General features: G+C 47.5%; 19 protein-coding genes. 6 read left to right on the top strand and 13 right to left on the bottom strand.

What is annotated here, in order from left to right:
* Positions 1-2 precede the first annotated feature (2 nt).
* The 6 genes from CHI14_RS13015 to CHI14_RS12990 all read right to left on the bottom strand — a co-directional run bounded on the left by CHI14_RS13015 (position 3) and on the right by CHI14_RS12990 (position 4,199).
* Positions 3-491: an LURP-one-related/scramblase family protein gene (locus CHI14_RS13015; RefSeq protein WP_095288858.1), complete on the bottom strand. Its 489-nt coding sequence runs from the start codon at positions 489-491 to the stop codon at positions 3-5.
* 177 nt (positions 492-668) lie between these two features.
* Entirely contained in the window at positions 669-1,409 is a 741-nt protein-coding gene (locus CHI14_RS13010) for a hypothetical protein (RefSeq protein WP_095288857.1), read from the bottom strand.
* Positions 1,406-2,104: an ABC transporter ATP-binding protein gene (locus CHI14_RS13005; protein ID WP_095288856.1), complete on the bottom strand. Its 699-nt coding sequence runs from the start codon at positions 2,102-2,104 to the stop codon at positions 1,406-1,408. Before CHI14_RS13005 ends, CHI14_RS13010 begins: the two co-directional genes overlap by 4 nt.
* Positions 2,097-2,513 carry a GntR family transcriptional regulator gene (locus CHI14_RS13000; protein ID WP_095288855.1) on the bottom strand — a complete coding sequence of 139 codons (417 nt, stop codon included), beginning with the start codon at positions 2,511-2,513 and terminating at the stop codon, positions 2,097-2,099. Before CHI14_RS13000 ends, CHI14_RS13005 begins: the two co-directional genes overlap by 8 nt.
* 219 nt (positions 2,514-2,732) lie before the next feature.
* On the bottom strand, positions 2,733-3,602 hold the full coding sequence (locus CHI14_RS12995; RefSeq protein ID WP_095288854.1) for an aldo/keto reductase: 870 nt from the start codon (positions 3,600-3,602) through the stop codon (positions 2,733-2,735).
* Positions 3,603-3,638: 36 nt separating this feature from the next.
* A complete protein-coding gene (locus CHI14_RS12990; RefSeq protein WP_095288853.1) occupies positions 3,639-4,199 on the bottom strand; it encodes an STM3941 family protein in 561 nt (186 codons plus the stop codon).
* Positions 4,200-4,525: 326 nt separating this feature from the next.
* Here CHI14_RS12990 and CHI14_RS12985 point away from each other — a divergent pair, with 326 nt between their 5' ends.
* Together CHI14_RS12985 and CHI14_RS12980 are read left to right on the top strand one after the other, a co-directional pair.
* Positions 4,526-6,523 (top strand): S9 family peptidase, encoded by a 1,998-nt coding sequence (locus tag CHI14_RS12985; RefSeq protein ID WP_095288852.1) that lies wholly within the window; start codon positions 4,526-4,528, stop codon positions 6,521-6,523.
* A gap of 333 nt (positions 6,524-6,856) precedes the next feature.
* Positions 6,857-8,044, top strand: a complete 1,188-nt coding sequence (locus tag CHI14_RS12980) for a MalY/PatB family protein (RefSeq protein ID WP_349290371.1) — start codon at positions 6,857-6,859, stop codon at positions 8,042-8,044.
* A 65-nt stretch (positions 8,045-8,109) separates the two neighbouring features.
* Here the strand turns inward: CHI14_RS12980 and CHI14_RS12975 are convergent, their stop codons facing one another.
* The 6 genes from CHI14_RS12975 to CHI14_RS12950 all read right to left on the bottom strand — a co-directional run bounded on the left by CHI14_RS12975 (position 8,110) and on the right by CHI14_RS12950 (position 13,932).
* On the bottom strand, positions 8,110-8,712 hold the full coding sequence (locus CHI14_RS12975) for an ABC transporter ATP-binding protein (protein WP_095288850.1): 603 nt from the start codon (positions 8,710-8,712) through the stop codon (positions 8,110-8,112).
* Positions 8,702-9,655: an ABC transporter ATP-binding protein gene (locus tag CHI14_RS12970; RefSeq protein WP_095288849.1), complete on the bottom strand. Its 954-nt coding sequence runs from the start codon at positions 9,653-9,655 to the stop codon at positions 8,702-8,704. The genes CHI14_RS12975 and CHI14_RS12970 overlap by 11 nt, the downstream gene beginning before the upstream one ends.
* A 2-nt stretch (positions 9,656-9,657) precedes the next feature.
* A complete protein-coding gene (locus tag CHI14_RS12965) occupies positions 9,658-10,638 on the bottom strand; it encodes an ABC transporter permease (RefSeq protein WP_249281092.1) in 981 nt (326 codons plus the stop codon).
* A complete protein-coding gene (locus CHI14_RS12960) occupies positions 10,635-11,630 on the bottom strand; it encodes an ABC transporter permease (protein WP_095288848.1) in 996 nt (331 codons plus the stop codon). Before CHI14_RS12960 ends, CHI14_RS12965 begins: the two co-directional genes overlap by 4 nt.
* A 42-nt stretch (positions 11,631-11,672) precedes the next feature.
* Positions 11,673-13,316, bottom strand: coding sequence for an ABC transporter substrate-binding protein (locus CHI14_RS12955; RefSeq protein WP_095288847.1), 1,644 nt, complete (start codon positions 13,314-13,316; stop codon positions 11,673-11,675).
* A gap of 385 nt (positions 13,317-13,701) precedes the next feature.
* Entirely contained in the window at positions 13,702-13,932 is a 231-nt protein-coding gene (locus CHI14_RS12950; protein ID WP_095288846.1) for a hypothetical protein, read from the bottom strand.
* Between the two features lie 271 nt (positions 13,933-14,203).
* On the opposite strand from CHI14_RS12950, the gene CHI14_RS12945 reads away from it, so the two are divergent.
* Positions 14,204-14,962, top strand: coding sequence for a leucine-rich repeat domain-containing protein (locus CHI14_RS12945; RefSeq protein WP_095288845.1), 759 nt, complete (start codon positions 14,204-14,206; stop codon positions 14,960-14,962).
* A gap of 257 nt (positions 14,963-15,219) precedes the next feature.
* Positions 15,220-15,603: a RidA family protein gene (locus tag CHI14_RS12940; RefSeq protein ID WP_095288844.1), complete on the top strand. Its 384-nt coding sequence runs from the start codon at positions 15,220-15,222 to the stop codon at positions 15,601-15,603.
* Between the two features lie 260 nt (positions 15,604-15,863).
* On the opposite strand, the gene CHI14_RS12935 is transcribed toward CHI14_RS12940, so the two are convergent.
* Positions 15,864-16,400 carry a GNAT family N-acetyltransferase gene (locus tag CHI14_RS12935; protein ID WP_095288843.1) on the bottom strand — a complete coding sequence of 179 codons (537 nt, stop codon included), beginning with the start codon at positions 16,398-16,400 and terminating at the stop codon, positions 15,864-15,866.
* A gap of 477 nt (positions 16,401-16,877) precedes the next feature.
* Between CHI14_RS12935 and CHI14_RS12930 the strand changes: the two genes are divergently transcribed.
* Entirely contained in the window at positions 16,878-17,225 is a 348-nt protein-coding gene (locus CHI14_RS12930) for a winged helix-turn-helix transcriptional regulator (RefSeq protein ID WP_095288842.1), read from the top strand.
* A gap of 162 nt (positions 17,226-17,387) precedes the next feature.
* Positions 17,388-17,729, top strand: coding sequence for a putative quinol monooxygenase (locus CHI14_RS12925; protein ID WP_095288841.1), 342 nt, complete (start codon positions 17,388-17,390; stop codon positions 17,727-17,729).
* Positions 17,730-17,925 lie beyond the last annotated feature (196 nt).

The raw sequence follows: 17,925 nt of genomic DNA, 5'->3' as shown, positions 1-17,925 counted from the left end.
CGCTATGTGGCAGCGGAGTTCCGTCTTTTGTTGATGGCATGCACACCCATAACGACAGCAATCAACTCATAGGTATCCAGCTGCTCGGACTCGTTGCTCAATACAAAAGCTCCTGAACTGAACCAGCCGCTCGTGCGTCTGAAGCTAGCCACCGTTCTGCCGCCCATTCCGGTAACATCATATTCCTGGGAAAATGCCGGGGCAGATACTTCATAGATTCCTCGCGGTCCAGCATCGTATTCAAATCGTTTACTAAAAAAGCTCATTCTGGCTCGGAGGATCCCAAGATGTCCTCCATCCGCTGAAGTGACATCCCAGCGATTGCTTAACATCCCGAATCGACCGCTGCAGATCAGCCCCGCTGGACCAAACACATCTAGTGATGATCCGAATAGGCTTTTCAGATCCAGATGTCCTGCCTGCTCCTGATTTCCGTTCATAATTTCGGTGTATCCTGCGTTGAAAAAGTTATCTCTGAAGTATAGTTCCATAACATCCTCCCCTTTTGTTGAAATTAAACCTGCCCGGTAAAGTCCATACTATATATGTATTTACGTATGTAAATTGGAAATGGCTTCACAACTTGTCGAATTCTTAGTACTCTAGCCATAAAAAAAAACGGACGATCGTGATCGCCCGTGTGATTCATATCGCCCCGAAGTATACTGCTAAACTTCTACCTTTTTATTATTCAGATATACAGCAGCTCCAACCATAATTAACGCCACAATAATCTCAAATATGATACTCCCCAACCTTCCATCTGACCACAAAACTCCATTCGCTGTAAGTGTGATCCCTGTACTCTCTTGAGTAAACCGGAACAACTCGTTCGGGTTGAAGCGACCAGCAAGAATAACATTCTCCAACCAACTGATTAGATTGGTCAGCACGAAGAATGAGACGATACTAATCCACGGGCCTGCTTTCCACCTGAAGCTGCCTCCAATGGATATGGAGAGAAAAATGATGGTGGTCATAAAGATGGCAACCCACCAAATAAACAACAGCAGAGTAAGCCAATCCGAAAGATGGATACCCGAAAGATGGATGTAGCTGAGAAAGTGCATTCTTGCATTCGTGGCAACATAGAGGAAGTAATGAATGATGGCAACTGCTGTTAGCCCCAGCCCACACAGTGTACCAAATATTAGCGGAGACAATAGGTGAGACAGCCCTGTTACGGGTACGAGACGACGATTGTACGCACGGATGTTGGACCAGTATGTCTTAATCATTCTCACATAGATGGCTACACCTGCCCCCGCATAAGCAATAATACCAATAATTAGCCCTGCCACCTCGGACATGAACAATGCCAGACCGATCTGAACGATGATCAATACAACCAGCCCTGCCAACAGGGTATTCCAATTCCTTTTAAAATCGTATTTCAACAATGTCATCATTCCGCATACACCTCCTTGAACATTTCATCCACACTTTTACCGTATTTCAGACGAAGCGTCTCGACCTCTTCCTGCATCACTTTCTCGCCCTCACGGATGAAAATGACTTCATCAAAAATTCGTTCAATATCGGTCAACAGATGTGTCGAAATCATCAGACTGCTGTCTTCGTCATAGAATTTTACGATGGCATCCAAAATTTTGCCGCGGGCAACGGGGTCAACACCGCCGATCGGTTCATCCAGCAGATACAGACGAGCCTTGCGGGAAAGTGCCAGTGTTAGTTGAAGTCTTTCATTCATGCCTTTGGATAAATGCCTTACCTTTTCACCTTCAGCGAGCTTCATAAAATCAAGCATTTCCCTGGCCTTCGCCTCATCAAAATCAGCATAAAAATCCCGGTAGTATGCAATCGCATCACGAACCTTCATCCATTTTTCGGTCAATGGGCGATCCGGCATGAAGGAAACGAGTGACTTGGTCTCAAGCCCAACCGGTTTACCCGTGATCTGAATGGTCCCACTTGAAGGATACAGCAATCCGGCAGCAAGCTTCATCAGGGTACTCTTGCCGCTGCCGTTGCTGCCAAGAAGCCCGACAATCCTGCCTGGCGCAACCGTAAGCGTGACATCGTTTAGTGCCCGCTTGCCACCGTACATTTTACTAATGTGATTCAATTCAAGGATGTTACTCATGCCCTGCTCCTCCCTTCCCCTGTTCATGACTGTGCTGTGATAACTGACCTCCAGCGACCGCGTCCGCAACAATGGTAACAATATCCTGTTCTTCAATCCCGAGTTCCTGCATGCCTGTCAAAAAACGCTCCAGCAGTTCTCCCGCCATTTCTTTTTTGATCGTCATTATTTTCGACTCCTCACTTGTGACATATCTGCCCAGCCCCCGTTTCGTTTCGACCACTTCTTCCCGTTCCAATTCCTGAAATGTCCGCTGTACCGTGTTGGGATTAATCTGCAGCTCAGCCGCCAATTCCCGGACCGAAGGAATTTTATCGCCTGCCTTCAGTGTGCCTGTCACAATCTGCTTCTTAATGTACTGCATAATCTGCAGGTATATAGGTAAGTTGTTATCGAATTCCATAGCCACAAAGCACTCGCCCCTCTCTGTACTGGTGTGTTAGTTAAATAGTACACTAGTGCTATGTTGTTGTAAAGCCTATTTATTTCTATCCTTATGCAGCAATTCCACATGGATGTCCTATGACTATGGGCCAAAATAAAAAAAGAGCAGATCATATACGATCTGCTCTACCTTCAACCAAGCTAATTGGTGAACCAGCCTGGCCTGGTACACCACTACGCCAATCTATACAACATCCAGAGGAACTTTACCTGCAGGTGCAGGGAATGCTTCATTTAACCGTTCCACTTCTTCACTTGTTAAAACAATATCCATGGCTGCGGCATTCTCTGCCACATGGGACAACTGCACAGCTTTAGGAATCGCAAGCACATCACCATCCCGGATCACCCAGGACAATGCGATCTGTGATGTGCTCACTCCGCGGTCTGCAGCAATGTCGCGTATAACCGGATGCTCCAGCAGCTCGGTACGCAGCCTGCCTCCCTGAGCGAGAGGGCAGTAAGCCATGACGGGAACATGCCTCTCCCGGAGCCAGGGCAGGAGATCTCTTTCAATGCCGCGCGATGCCGCATGATACAATACCTGATTCACGGCGCAATGCTGGCCAGCCGGAATATCCCATAGCTCCTGCATGTCCTCCGTGTCCAGATTGGACACGCCCCAGCGCAAGATTTTACCCGCTTGTTTCAGCTCTTCCAATGCTTGAACCGTCTCTTGCAGCGGTACGCTTCCCCGCCAATGCAGCAAATATAGATCCAACCGGTCTGTACCCAGACGCCGGAGACTGTTCTCACAGGCTGTCATCATTTGTTTGCGATCTGCATGATGCGGATAGACCTTGGAGACCAGAAAAACATCATCCCGGTAGTCCGCTATCGCTTCTCCGGTGACTTCTTCCGCCCCGCCTTCAGCATACATCTCTGCCGTATCAATCACTGTCATGCCAAGTTCAATCCCGTTACGCAATGCTTTTACCTCGTGCGCACGGGCTGAACGGTCTTCTCCCATGTACCATGTACCTTGTCCTATGGCAGGCAGGGACGTACCGTCAGGCAGCAGCACTGTACGCTTCTTCTCCCCATGTGTTGCCACTTTGCATTCCTCCTATTCTTATGACGTATTTCGAAATCATAGCATGTCGTACTGGCCTGGCTTGTATGCTTCGCTCGCACGCTTCCATCGTCCCACCATCATGATATACAGCTGTTCCAGCGGCAACGACAGACTGTTCTGGGCTATACTCACCGTAGCATCCACCATCTGTGTATTCACGGTCATCAGCTTGCGCTTCACTCCGGTCTGGCGATCCAGGAAGGCTTGCTCATCCTTTAGTTTAACTCCGATCATGGACTGCCCCATCAACTCATACATGAAAATGTTCTCTACATCTTTCCAAGGGATGAAGCCTCCCGACGTATACGAGGAGGAGTCCACGAATCCTTGCTCATTGACGACAAAGGAAGGTTCCTTCTTGATCATCTTCACCAAGCTGTATGCAAGACAGAGTCCAAAAAACAGGACGGAAACCAGACCTACAACCGCAGAAATTACAGAATCCCCTGTATCGGAAGAATCGCTGAACATCAAAAAAAATCCGGCTGCCACAAAAAGTGCAGCTCCGGCCGCAAGCCATCCCATTCGTTTACGGCTCGGATATTCCACATGCTGTTGTTCATAGGATGTCGACAATCTCGTGCTCCTCCTTTAATTTGAACGAAATAGGCAATGATTATATCTTCTATATAAGATTAGAAACGTTAACAGACAAAAAACACATAGATTATTAACCAAAACAAACCAACTTCAAACAGGACCATCCGGCCCTACTTCATCTCGTTCATGACAATTCAACCATTAGGATTCGCCATACATTCAACAATTCCTCCTGGGTACGGTATAGCAGAGCGGCAATCTCCATTCGTGCAGAAGCATGTTGTCGTCCCCCCTGCTTTCCTTTAATATAAATGGAAAGGTTAGGAAATTACATTTGTGAAATCAAGGTGGGAGGATAATCAATGAACAGTCTGCGTGGCATCACATCGGAAGATCTTTATCAGATTACATGGGTGAATGATCCAACCCCGTCTCCTGGAGGCGAACAGCTGGTATATGTAAGTCGGAAGACGAATGACAACCGGGACGGTTACTCTTCTCACCTGAGACTCCTGCATCTGAAGAGTCAGAAGGACAGGGTATTTACCTCCGGTGACAAGGATCACTCGCCCTCCTGGTCGCCGGACGGGTCACAGCTTGCCTTTTTACGGGAGCATGAGGGAAAAACACAAATCTGGATCATTGCCACAGATGGCGGAGAAGCACGAAAAGTCAGCCAGTTGAAGCATGGAGCAAGTTCCCTCATCTGGTCTCCGGATGGCCAGTCGTTACTTGTGAAGTCCCCTGTGGATATGCACAGTGAAGCAGAAGACGAATCCAATTCAGACAACAAACTGCCCCAAGAACTTGTTGTTGACCGTATTCGCATGAAATCGGACGGCGGAGGATTATGGAATGGCAGACGCTCTCACCTCTTCCGCATCTCGGTTGACGGCGGTGAAGCCACTCCTGTAACCACGGGTCATTTCGACGTCGGTGATTATGCATGGTCACCTGACGGAACGTCCATTGCCTGGATTGCCCAGCTGCCGGAAGTAGGCGAGGAGCATAACGATTATGTACTGACCAATCATGTGTACCGCGCAAAACCAGATGGGTCTGACATACAGCAGCTGACTCCGGAAGGGTTCACCTTCAGCCGATTGGCTTATGCACCGGATGGACAGTCCCTCGCCCTGCTTGCCAGTGACCGCTCTTACGGAAATGCCACTCTGGTGAAGCTCTATACACTCCCGATCTCGGGCGGTCAACCTCTGTGCCTGACCCGTGACTGGGACGTACAGATGAATCATAGTCTCGTTGGAGATATGCGTGCCCACCTAATAACAACGGGGCCATTATTCACTCGTGATGGCTCTTCCATTCTCTGTCTCGCTACTGTTCATGGCAGCGTCCGAATCGCACGTGTTGCGCTGGATGGCAGTCAAACGGAGTATGTATTGCCTGCGGAGAAAGAGTTTTATCAGTTTGCAGAACTGGAGAATGGTGACATTGTAGCGGCCGCTGCCGACACGCAAAACCCGGGAGATCTGTTTTGGTATCCCAAGCCGGATGATCACGGAGCCGAGTCCATCCAGCTGACTCGCAGCAATCCCCAACTGCAGGGAGAGATCCGGCTCAGCGTACCGGAAACGTTCTGGTTTGATACCTCGGATGGGCTTCAGCTGCAGGGATGGATCATGAAACCAATCGGTATGGTAGACAGCGTCAAAATCCCAACCATTCTTGAGATTCATGGCGGTCCTCACATGATGTATGGCTTTACCTTTATGCATGAGTTCCAGATGCTTGCTGCGCAGGGCTACGCCGTCGTCTATACCAACCCGCGTGGTGGATTGGGTTATGGGCAACAATTCGTGAATGCCTGTCGTGGTGATTACGGCGGTGGCGATTACCGCGACCTTATGGAGACCGTTGATTATGCCTTGTCCACCTATGAATTCATTGATGAAACCCGTTTGGGCGTTACCGGTGGCAGCTATGGGGGCTTCATGACCAACTGGATTGTTGGACATACAGACCGGTTCAAGGCAGCCGTTACGCAGCGGTCCATCTCCAACTGGCTCTCTTTTTACGGTGTCAGCGACATTGGATATTTTTTCACCGAAGATCAGATTGGCGGCAATGCGTGGGAGGATACGGAACTGTTATGGAAGCACTCCCCTCTGGCTTATGTAGGGAATATAAACACGCCCCTGCTGATCCTGCATGGTGAACAGGACCTTCGTTGTCCGATTGAACAAGCTGAGCAATTGTATATTGCCCTGAAGCGACGCAGACAAACGACCCGTCTCGTTCGTTTCCCGGGGGCTAATCATGAACTTTCCAGAGGCGGTCACCCGCATCTTAGAGTGAGACGTCTTGAGCACATTGCCGGATGGTTCAACGAGCACTTATAATTATTTTTCCCATGGGACAAGCCAAGTAGAGATATAACCATCGCAGGAAGGAAGTCATCGGGAAGATGGCGCTGCGATGGTTTTTTTATTTGTGTGAACTAAGCCTATTAGCCAAACAGCAGCTTTTATACAACGGTTAGAGTTGAAAGAGATCAAAAGACAGACTACATAGGTCAGCATTGAAGTACATGCTCAGTTGAATAAACCCAAGGAATTTGGACCATACCGTAGTGAGTTAAGAATCAGGTCAAAAGGTTGCGAAAATAACGAATTTATTAGATAATTATCTGTCGATTGTGGTCGAATGAACGGATTAGAAGGGGGAACCTAATGATGAAGAAAAACACATTTGATGAGCCGATTAATCGTCTCTCTACCGGTTCGGAGAAATGGGACGCACTTGAGGAAATCTTTGGCGTGGCGGATGCGCTCCCTATGTGGGTGGCTGATATGGACTTTGCCGCACCACCATCCGTTATCGAGGCATTGCAGGCACGGATGGAACATGGCATTTTCGGTTATACCATGCGTACGGATGCATATCACGAAGCACTGAGAGGATGGATGGAACGACGTCACAACTGGAACATCAACGATGATTGGGTTGTGTTTACACCTGGGATCGTTCCAGCCCTAAGCATTGCCGTTCAACGTTTTACGGCACCGGGTGATGCTGTTGTGATTCAAACTCCGGTCTATGCCCCCTTCTACGAAGTGGTACGTGGCCAGGACAGAGAATTGATGACCAATCCCCTCCGTTTCGAAGATGGACGCTATTCCATGGATCTGGAACACCTGGAATCCTGTCTGCAGACAGGACGGGTGAAGATGCTTATCCTTTGCAGCCCTCATAATCCTGTTGGACGTGTATGGTCTCGCGAGGAGCTTGAAGGCCTTGCTGCCCTGTGCGTGCAATATAATGTACTTGTGGTGTCGGATGAAATTCATGCCGATCTTGTGCACCAACGCGGCACGCATACTCCGCTGTCCCAGATCTCGGAGGCCATCGCTGACCTAAGTATCATCTGCACGGCACCAAGCAAAACATTTAATATTCCCGGCCTATGCACCTCCAATATCATCATTCCGAACGCCTCCTTGCGTGCATCCTTTGCCCAGGGCGTCAAAACGATGGGCCTCGCCAGCATCAGCACACTGGGCGCCATTGCAGCCGAGGCTGCTTACAACGGAGCCGAACAATGGCTGGACGATTGCCTTGCCTATATTCGGGGAAACATGGAATACGTTCAGGAGTATGCGGCGAAGCACTTGACTGATGTAAGCATAGATTTGCCTGAAGCGACTTATCTGCTCTGGATGGACTTCAGCAAGCTGGGTGTTCCCCAGGAAGAACTTGTACGGTTGCTCCTGAACGAAGCAGGTCTTGCCTTTAACGACGGTACCGCATTCGGACCGGAAGGCACGGGATACATGCGGATGAATGTCGCCTGTCCACGGTCCACAGTTGAAGAAGCCATGCGCAGATTATCCCTGATGGTGAATCAATTGAACAAAAACTAATACCTATAAGAAAAGCCATCTTCCTCGATCAAGTCGAAGGAAGATGGCTTTTCTTATCATTACAACTAGGATACAGGCATAGGAATGATCCGGTCACAGAGTCTATTCAGCAGGTCAAGATCATGACTGATCACAAGCAGCCCCAAATTACGCTGACGCACCGTAGCCATTACGGTTTGCCAGATCTGGGCTTGTGTGATGGCATCCAGCATCGTTGTCATCTCATCGGCAATCAGGTAACGCGTTTCCTTGCCCAGTGCGCGGGCCACGCAGAAGCGCTGCAGCTCTCCACCAGACAATTCATCCGGTCTGCGATTCAGCCATTCAAGCTGAATACCCAGAGCATTCAGAATGGGATGCTCCGCCATCTCGGCTTCATGTAACAAGCGGCGCATTCGCCAGCGAGGGTTGACTGCTTTTTCTGGGTGCTGAAATACAAGTTGAACCGGACAGACTCCAGCTCGGGGAAGTGGCTTCCCGTCCATCAGCACTTCTCCTGCCATTGGTTCTGCATACCCTGCCAGGATGCGTCCCAGGCTCGTTTTGCCACATCCACTGGGTCCCCACAATCCCACAACTTCCCCCTGCTCCAGCTTCAGGTTCATATCCCGAAATATCCAATGGTTTTTGTCATACCCATAGCTGGCATTCCGTGCTTCAAGTGGCATGAATACACCTCACTTCTCCGCCTCGGAGCTTCCTTAATTCAGGATGTTGATCCGTACACGCAGGGGTCGCAGCAGTACAGCGGGGTGCAAACGAACAACCGCTTCCCCTCCACTGATTCGCCAGTGGCTGAGAGCCCGGGATCGGCTGGAAACCATTTTGCGGCAAAGCATTCCACAGTGCACGTGTATAAGGATGTCTCAATCCTTCTCCTGTGCCCGTAAAATCAATGACCTGCGCGATCTCCACACAGGAACCGGCATAGAATACAGCGATACGTTCTGCTGCGGTCAGTGCCGAGGCAATGTCATGGGTAATCCACAGGATGCCTGCCCCCCGGTCAGCCATTTCACGAAATTGCTTCATCGTGTCTGCAAGCACTTCGGGATGGATTCCCGGTGTGGGCTCATCGGCAATAATCAGCTTGGGCTCACCGGAAGTCGCCGTTGCCATAAGTACCCGCCGAGCCATGCCTCCGGAGAGCTCATATGGATACTTCTTGCTGGTTCCCTTGGGCAATTGATAGCGATCCGTAAGTTCCCTCTCTGCCTTATGCATTTGCAACCTTGAGGATACCCAGCGCTCACCCGGCTTCCGGTGAACTGGCTGGACCTGCTTACCTACCTTGAGCAGCGGATCCAGGTGAGTAACGGATTGGGGGATATACACCAGTTCATCTCCGCGCAGACGGAGCTGCCGCTCTCTCGTCAGCGGCTCTTCAGCATAACAGATCTGTCCCTCAAGCCTGGCACTGGCAGGAAGAATGCCCATGATCGCTTGTGCCAGCACGCTTTTGCCAGATCCACTCGCACCTACGACAGCGACAATCTCGCCTTCGTTCACAGTCAGGTCCAGATTCTGAATGACCTCGCTCTCCTCATGTGCAAACCAGCCACGAGCTCGTCTGAATGATACGGAGACCCCTTTTACTTCAAGAAGAGCCATGGTTATCCTCCCTCCCTTGAACTACCTGTCCCTGTCAACACTTTCAAACTGTTCCCGAGCACATCAAAGGCACGAACGACCAATAACAGCGCCAGTCCCGGGAAAAAGGCTAGCCACCACATGCCTGCCGACAGATATCTCATCGACTCTGACAAAATAATCCCAATGGCCGGCTGCTGCGGCGACAGCCCGAGCCCCAGAAACGTAATTGCAGCCTCATGCAGAATGGCATGAGGGAAGATCAGCAGTGTACCCACGAACAACTGTGGAACCAAGTGAGGAAGCATGTGCTGTGTAGCAATCCGAAACCGGGTTTGTCCCAGCCGGCGGGAAATATGGATATAATCTGCCGATTTCAGCTGAATCATCTCTGCACGAACAATCCGGGCCAGATTCGGCCAGTGAGTCAATGCGATGGCTGCCGCCACACCAGGCAGACCCCCACCGAAGACAAAGGCCAGCATCACGAGCGACACTAGATGAGGCACACTCAGGAACAGATCGATTAGCCATGAAACCACTCTGTCGGCAAGCTTCCCCGAAGCAGCGATCAACCCCAGCAGCAGCGCCACCATCCCTCCTCCGCACGCGGCAAGCAAACCGACCTGAATGCTGGTCGTCAATCCCTTCAGCGTGCGCATGAACATGTCTCGTCCCAACCAGTCCGTGCCGAAGGGATGTGCCCATAACGGGGCCAAATTCCGGTCTTTCAACGAAGTTAGCGTGGATTCTGCAGGGAGCACGAACCCAGCCAGCCATACGATAACAATCCAGCCGAGCGACAAAGTCCCCCAGATCAGGGCTCGTTTGCGCGGGTTGGTATAGCGCGGCTGCCTCTCGAAACCAGACCCCCCTGGAGACAATCCAGTTTGATGCCTCCATAGCTTACCGTGATTCCGCTTCTCCGTTTCCTCAGATCCCCCTGACCGCAGCCGCAGCACAGCACGAATGGGTCTGGAGGACTGCTCCATTTCCTGCTTCATGTTAACAGTTCCTCCTTCATCCGCGGATCTATGAACCGATAGAGAATGTCTGCCAGCAGATTGCCGGTAAAAACAAAGATCGTGCTGCACAGTACAAGTCCGAGCAGCAGCGGCACATCCCCTCGCAGTCCAGCCTGAACGGTGGCCTGCCCCAGGCCTGGATAAGAAAATACCTGTTCTGCAAGAACAGCTCCTCCAAACAATTCACTAAATGAAGCAAACTGCAGCGTTAACGCGGGCAGCACAACATGTCTGAACCCATGCCTGCGAAACAGCTGCACGCCTCGTTCGCCTCTTGCTCTGGCGAAGAGTATATAGTCCGAGTCCAGCACATCCAGCAGCTTCTGGCGGGTATGCAGGGCAATGGCAGCCACACCTGTCAGACTCAGGGTTAATGCAGGAAGAACCATATGCATGGCTCGATCTGTCCATGTGACCTGATCGGCAGCCATCCCTGCGGGAACCCCCAGGCCAACCGGAAGCCAGCCCAGCCACACGCCGAACACCATAAGCAGCAGCAAGGCCATCCAGAATACCGGAGTGGAAGCCAGCGTATAGCAATACCAACAGATCAAGCGATCCAGCATGGATTCCCGTTTCATCGCCGCGACTACACCCAGACTGAAGCCAATCACACCGGATAAAATCCATGCCACTGCCATAAGCGCAACAGAATTCAGGAATCGTTCCTGAATGATATCCACAACCGGCTGCCTGTAGATCATCGACGTTCCCAGATCACCCTGGAGCAGCGCCTGTCCCCAGGTGAATAGACGCTGGGCAGGCGGGTCATTCAATCCCCACCGTTCTTCTATAAGACTTCGCTGCTCGGCGCTCACTCTGATCATGTCTCCCCCGATGTAGGCCTCGATCGGGTCCACAGGCGAGAACTGCATCAATATAAAAGCCACCACGCTGACTCCTGCCAGCAGCGATAGGAGCCGCAGCAGCTTCACCCCAACAAACCTTCCCCATTCAAGAATGCCTGTCATACCATCTCTCCTCAATGTCGGTCAGAACTCGCACTATATTGCCTACTTCGAGTTATCATCCCAGGACCATTCCTCCAGATTGGATGTCACCGGCCAGCCATGTCCATGCGGGTGAATCTGTTGTTCACCAATGTTCAGGCCATCCTTGACCAGATACAGGTGATCAATATTGACCAGCCATGCCCAAGGGGCATCGCCCTGATAACTGAATCCCGTCGTCCCGTCCCACTCTGCCTTTTGCCAGAACGGAAGGGCTTCCTCTTCACTCGTAGCCTGGAGAGCCTGCTGCATCCAGCCATCCACCGCCGGATTGGAATACAGCCCCACATTGTAGTATCCCTCCCCCTTGTGCGTACTGCTGTACAGATTGTAGGTTTCCAGCGGGTCATGACTTCCCCATCCGAATAACACGGCATTGGCGTATGCCTGCTTTTTCGTCTCTTCACGGCTCTTGCCTTCCACATTGATTTTGATGCCAGCCTGAGCAGCCATATCCGCTGCAGCAAGGGCAATGGATTGTCTGGTCAGATCTCCTGCAAAATAGAGCAGGTTGAACTCGGCATCCATACCGTTTTTCTCCACTACGCCATTACCGTCTGTATCTGTCCAGCCGCCAGCCGTCAGTATTCGCTGTGCTTCTTGAACATCCGCATCTGCGAATACAGCCTCCGGATTGCCCCATGGCAGATCATCACTGACCGAGTAGGCAGGACGACCATGGCCCTCCAGCACGCCTTCGACCAATGCATTACGGTCAATGGCCACGTTCACTGCTTGGCGAATGGCCAGGTCGGACGTCACATCGTTCCCTGCAGGGAAACCGTCAGCAGAAGTACCTCCCGCAGGCTGCATTGGAAACATGATTCCCCGGTTATCCACGGTTTTGACCGATTCCAGCTTCATACCGCTTACCTGCTGCTTGCTGAATGCGGCGGGAATGGCTGCAATGTCGACTGAACTCGCTTGGGCTGCCGCGAAGGCTGCATCCTCGTCCAGATAGAGAAATGTCAGTTTGCGGAATGCAGACTTTTGACCGTAGTATTGCTCGTTTGCTTCCACGATGGCCTGTTGCCCCTTATCCCACTGCACCAGCTTGTACGGCCCGGAGCCGACAGGATGCTCAGCATAATCGGAGCCATAGGCATGTTCAGGCACAATTCCAAGTGTAGTCAGGATACCGATAAACGTGGACTGCGGCGATTTCAATGTAAACACGACCGTTGTTGAATCGGGAGCCTGCACTTCGGCCATATTTGTCAAATCAATCACCGATCCGCTGCTGGCTGCCGTTTCAAATGTGAACTTTACATCTTCCGCCGTCAGCGGTTCACCATCCGAGAACTTCACGTCATCCCGCAGCGAAACGGTCCATGTGAGGCCGTCTTCACTGACAGAATAGTCTGTTGCCAGGTCATTGACCAGTTGCAGCTTGGCATCCCTTTTCAGCAGAGTACTCTGAAATAGCGGCGACCCATACTGCCCCCAGCCCGTTGTCGGATCAAATCCGCCTTCCGGCTCTGTGCCCACCGCAAGCACCAGCTCATCCCTCGGGTGAGAAGCTGCAAGTGCCTGACTCTCCTGAACCGATGAAGCACTTTGCGTACATCCTGCGAGTCCAACTGCACACAATAGTAAAAGACTAAGCCCTGCCTGACTTGAACGTTTTCTCCATGAAATCCCGTGCATATTTCCCTTTTCCCCCTTTTGAAATTGACCACTTGCTCTCCTCTAGAAGGTGCAGCAATTCTCCCAACCAGATCCGTTCCAGTTCATATTCGTGTTACTATTTTTAGCAATTGTAGCACAATAACAAAAACACGTGTCAATAAAGTTGACTTCAGAATCCATATATTTTCATTTATAAAGATGTTCAGAAGAATTGGTCTGAAATTATTGAATTTCTCAAATCAACAAGTAAGAATAGATGACAACAAAAAAAGACTGTTGGTGATGAACCAGCAGTCTAACTGAATAAGAATATGAAGTACAGAATGAAGAGCTATATATAGAGATTTCAATCATAAGCTTACCAAATGGCATACTCTCAAAGCGTTGGCAATGAATTGACTAACTACTTTGTTATCTTCTCTGCGGATACACTTAATGCACTAATTGAACCAAATACCCAAACAAAGGCTAGCAGATAAATCAGTTTAACTTGGGTTTCCTCGTGAAAAATCAGAATACAGAAGAATAGTATCACTCCTGCAATCATTTGAATAGACATCATTGATCTTCTGAAGTAGATTGGAACGAAAAAACATAGTATACCCGCTAGGAAAATAAACGGTTCTTCAGCCATGTGCCTGCACTCCCTTCCTTTTAATAAGAAAGACCTCTATTACCATATCATGGAGTTGATAAGTGGGAAATATGGAAACATGATTCCACGCTCAACTACGCTCAACTGCCGTTAGTTGAAAAAAAGCAGCCGCTCAAATTGAGGTAATATGTTCCAGATCATGGTATATTTTTATTATTAAAATCATATAAGGAGAGCGCCATGAATCATACATAGTTGAGATCACCGAAATCAGAGAATATATCCAGATACTAATTTTAAGGAGTTTACTATGCCTAATCCATTTGTAAAAAGTTTAATTGTATTGTGTTTGATGCTTTTAGTAATACCGACAACAACCATTTTGGCAGCTCCACTCGTTAAGGATCCCGTTTTGGCACAAGTCATTCGAACCAATTTGAAGCTATCGGGTAAAAAAGAACTGAAAGCAAGCCATTTGAAAAAATTAAAATCCCTATATGCAATGGATGCAAAGCGTAAGATTTCAAGTCTGCAAGGACTTGAATATGCAGTTAACGTAGTGGAATTAGTCCTACCTGGCCATAAAATCAAAAATATAAAACCACTCTCCAAGCTGACAAAAATAAACCTATTGGCTTTAGACGGAAATCAAATTTCAGATCTATCTCCTCTTTCAGGATTACGCAATTTGGAAAGTTTATTGATTAGCGATAACCAAATAAAAAGTCTAGAACCTTTGAAAAATTTACGCAATCTTACAAGTTTGCTTGCCAGCGGGAATCAGGTATCGGACTTAAGACCACTTCAGAAGACGAATCTTGAATGGATCATTATGGACCATAATCGGATTCAGGATTTGACACCATTAAAGAACCATCCAACTTTACAATATCTTTATCTGCAAGATAACCTCATTCAGGATATTGCTGTGCTTGAAACAATTCCTCATTTAACCGAGGTATATCTGGGCAATAACCCGCTGAATGAGCGTGCGGAACAGGTCATAAAAAATCTAGAGAAGAACGGAGTCATTGTAAGCCTGGAGATCAATGAAGCAGATGAATCTTAATAAATCACATACAGCACAAAGAAGGCCGTTATATATTAACGACCTTCTTTTTTGTATGGCAAAATCAACTTAAGTCACACGAGCGTATTTCCACTCTTCTTGAGCTAATGTTTCCCGTTAGTTCAATCATGAAACACGTTAAATTAAGGACAGTATGTACACTATCTCTTTAGATAGTATCTATCAATAAAGTGCGTACTATATTTTTATTTAAGCTCATTTTATACTAACCTTACTTTGAATTGAGGAGAGAAAAAATGACTAATATTAAAACCTACAATCACGACCTTTGGGATCACGGTATCGCTCAGGGGTACAGAGTCAACGACACAATCTACATTTCGGGACAATTTTCCCACGATACGGAGGGCGCTTTCGTTGGCGCAAATGATATCGAGGCACAAACCCTGCAGACGCTGAAGAATCTCGATCGCGTGTTAGCAGAGTTTGGTATCACGAAGTCAAACCTCGCTTATGTTGAAATCTATCTGACAAATGCACAAGAGCATATCGAGCAATGCATACATCTCTTCAAGGAATACATGGGACAACACCGGCCGGCCGGCAGTTGTATCGGCGTGACATACCTCGCGTCTCCTGAGCAACTGATCGAAATCAGTGCCGTCGCCCACATAGATTAAATGAGGGTAATGCATTTTTTATGTCACACCAAAACTGGGAGTATTTTGCCCGTAGCTTAAGGGAACTGCAGCCGATCAATTGATTGGTTGCAGTTTTATCTGAATTTAGCTATCGTTTCCCGTTAGCCTAATCCATGCTAGTTGAGCTATTCTAACCAAAATACAATCTTTCTTCCCGTCTCCTTGTTACCTACCGGATAGCTTACTATAAGCTATAACGTAAAGCTATATGGACGCATTATTACTCATATTCTAAAAAACTAACTGTATGGGTTAAGAATCGCGAGTGTCTGATGATCCTCCCATTTTCCATTAATATGAACATTCTGTCGAGCGATGCCTTCTTTTTGAAAGCCAACCTTCTCAAGCACTCGAATTGAAGCGATATTATGCGTCATTGCCCCTGCTTCAATTCGATGTAATTTCAATGTATTGAAGCCATAGTCAACGACTAACCGAACAGCCTCAGTCGTGTAGCCTCTACCGTTACTTTTTTGATCTAAGTCATATCCGATATATGCACTTTGAAGAGGGCCCCGCATCACATGGAAAAGGCTAACCGTCCCCACTAACATATTATCGGTGTTTGTAAATATTCCAAAATTATATGCTTGGTCATTTTTTCGATCTTCGGCCTGCTTTTGGATACGCTTAAGCTGTCCTTCCATCGTATAAAATTCGTCGGTGCGTGTCGGTGCGTAGCTTTCAAAAAAATCACGGTTTTCTTTCTGCAACTGGAGTAGTCCAGCAGCATCACCGACGGAAATATCCCTAATATGTATGTTGACGCTTCTCAAAGTAAGCCACTCCTCTTATAAATATTGGTGTAAATGATTGAGCGTTTAGCTCCGCTGTTAATCGAGTCATAAAGGTGATGTAAATGATAGCATACGTACTATTCAAAATTCAAAAATGTAACCTCGTCGAATCTAAAACTATCCTGCCCGTTAGCTTAATAAAAGCAGCCGATCACATGGATCAGCTGCTTTTTTTGGTTTTATAAAGCTAACGTTTCCCTTTAGTTTAATGCAAATACATACTTAGGTAATCAAGTTCTAATTAATATTTCTCTCTGCCTAATTTGTTTTGTTTCTTTTAAACTGAGGACTCCAAGTAATATACCTGCTACACTAAGAAATGCTCCATATCCTACAAGCCATTATATTTTTATCTAGTTTAAATAGAAAGAAATATTGTCGAAGATCAGGTAGGTTGATTGAATCAACACATGTAATATAATAATTGAAAATTAAATGAGGGATGGTGTTTCTCAATTGAAAACTTTTTATTGTGATCTGGAAATAACCTTAGATGTCATTGGGGGAAAGTGGAGACCTCTTATTCTGTATTACTTAATAAAAGGCCCTAAACGGACCGGTGAATTAAAAAGGCTCATCCCATCCATTTCTCAGAAAATGTTAGTACAGTCGTTGCGGGAGTTGGAGAGTAATAATTTGATTATAAGAACAATGTTCAATCAGGTACCACCAAAAGTGGAATATGCTATATCCGAAATGGGTATGTCACTTGAACCTACTTTGCGAGCACTTTGTGATTGGGGTCAGGATTATGCAGAGAAGGCATTGAACAAGGATGAATATCGGAGATTAAATGTAGAATAGAGTAATTTTAAAAATCAATTTATTCTTTACTTCATCACAATTATCACTCTTTGGTTACTATATAACCAAAAAGTACGTACTATTTTAAAAGGGATACATCGTACATAATGAGACTTGTGGCCATGAAGAAAATTAAAGAGTTAATAAAAGGAGTGTGTAGTGATGTCAACAAACAACAATCAAATTATTCTCAATATACGTTTTAAAATTAAGCCTGGTAAGAAAGAAGCTTTCCGTGAAAGTCTATTTGCAATGATTAGCAACTTCAAAAGTGAACCTGCCTTTGTCAATGCGATCGTCTCCGATGATCTTGATCATTCTGATGATCTTGTCATCTATGAGATCTGGCAGGGAACAAGAGAAAGTTGGGTTCAACACGAACTTACTAAACCTTATCGTGCTGAGTATGAAGGTGCACTTACCAACCTTATTGATGATAGAATCGTAAGCTGGCTTGAACCAGTCGGTGAATGGGGAAGTACACTGACAAATGTAAGACGGTAATTTTTTTAAAGGTAAGTATTATCACTTGCACAGTAAGTTAATAATCTTTTTTTGATTATAATGTAACAAAAATTGTTACATTTAAATAATATCATATCTAGTTCACCTTCATTGGAGAATAAGAATGTGAAACAAGGGCTTTGAGTCAATCATATGTCATAAAACCGGTAAACGCTTCGGAAAGTTGTGATTGGTT

The organism is Paenibacillus sp. 7516 (assembly GCF_002272715.1).
Classification (GTDB): Bacteria; Bacillota; Bacilli; order Paenibacillales; family Paenibacillaceae; genus Paenibacillus; species Paenibacillus illinoisensis_A.
Note: the sequence above shows the minus strand (reverse complement) of the source record. Positions and strands in the feature narration are given on the sequence as shown.

What these genes read in the sequence shown, in the direction of transcription:
- CHI14_RS12945 (WP_095288845.1), top strand. Translation starts at nt 14,204, where the DNA reads ATGCCTAATCCATTTGTAAAAAGTTTAATTGTATTGTGTTTGATGCTT.
- CHI14_RS12950 (WP_095288846.1), bottom strand. Translation starts at nt 13,932, where the DNA reads ATGGCTGAAGAACCGTTTATTTTCCTAGCGGGTATACTATGTTTTTTC.
- CHI14_RS12975 (WP_095288850.1), bottom strand. Translation starts at nt 8,712, where the DNA reads ATGCCACTTGAAGCACGGAATGCCAGCTATGGGTATGACAAAAACCAT.
- CHI14_RS12925 (WP_095288841.1), top strand. Translation starts at nt 17,388, where the DNA reads ATGTCAACAAACAACAATCAAATTATTCTCAATATACGTTTTAAAATT.
- CHI14_RS12980 (WP_349290371.1), top strand. Translation starts at nt 6,857, where the DNA reads ATGAAGAAAAACACATTTGATGAGCCGATTAATCGTCTCTCTACCGGT.
- CHI14_RS12940 (WP_095288844.1), top strand. Translation starts at nt 15,220, where the DNA reads ATGACTAATATTAAAACCTACAATCACGACCTTTGGGATCACGGTATC.
- CHI14_RS12965 (WP_249281092.1), bottom strand. Translation starts at nt 10,638, where the DNA reads ATGAAGCAGGAAATGGAGCAGTCCTCCAGACCCATTCGTGCTGTGCTG.
- CHI14_RS13015 (WP_095288858.1), bottom strand. Translation starts at nt 491, where the DNA reads ATGGAACTATACTTCAGAGATAACTTTTTCAACGCAGGATACACCGAA.
- CHI14_RS12960 (WP_095288848.1), bottom strand. Translation starts at nt 11,630, where the DNA reads ATGACAGGCATTCTTGAATGGGGAAGGTTTGTTGGGGTGAAGCTGCTG.
- CHI14_RS12955 (WP_095288847.1), bottom strand. Translation starts at nt 13,316, where the DNA reads ATGCACGGGATTTCATGGAGAAAACGTTCAAGTCAGGCAGGGCTTAGT.
- CHI14_RS12970 (WP_095288849.1), bottom strand. Translation starts at nt 9,655, where the DNA reads ATGGCTCTTCTTGAAGTAAAAGGGGTCTCCGTATCATTCAGACGAGCT.
- CHI14_RS13005 (WP_095288856.1), bottom strand. Translation starts at nt 2,104, where the DNA reads ATGAGTAACATCCTTGAATTGAATCACATTAGTAAAATGTACGGTGGC.
- CHI14_RS13010 (WP_095288857.1), bottom strand. Translation starts at nt 1,409, where the DNA reads ATGATGACATTGTTGAAATACGATTTTAAAAGGAATTGGAATACCCTG.
- CHI14_RS12985 (WP_095288852.1), top strand. Translation starts at nt 4,526, where the DNA reads ATGAACAGTCTGCGTGGCATCACATCGGAAGATCTTTATCAGATTACA.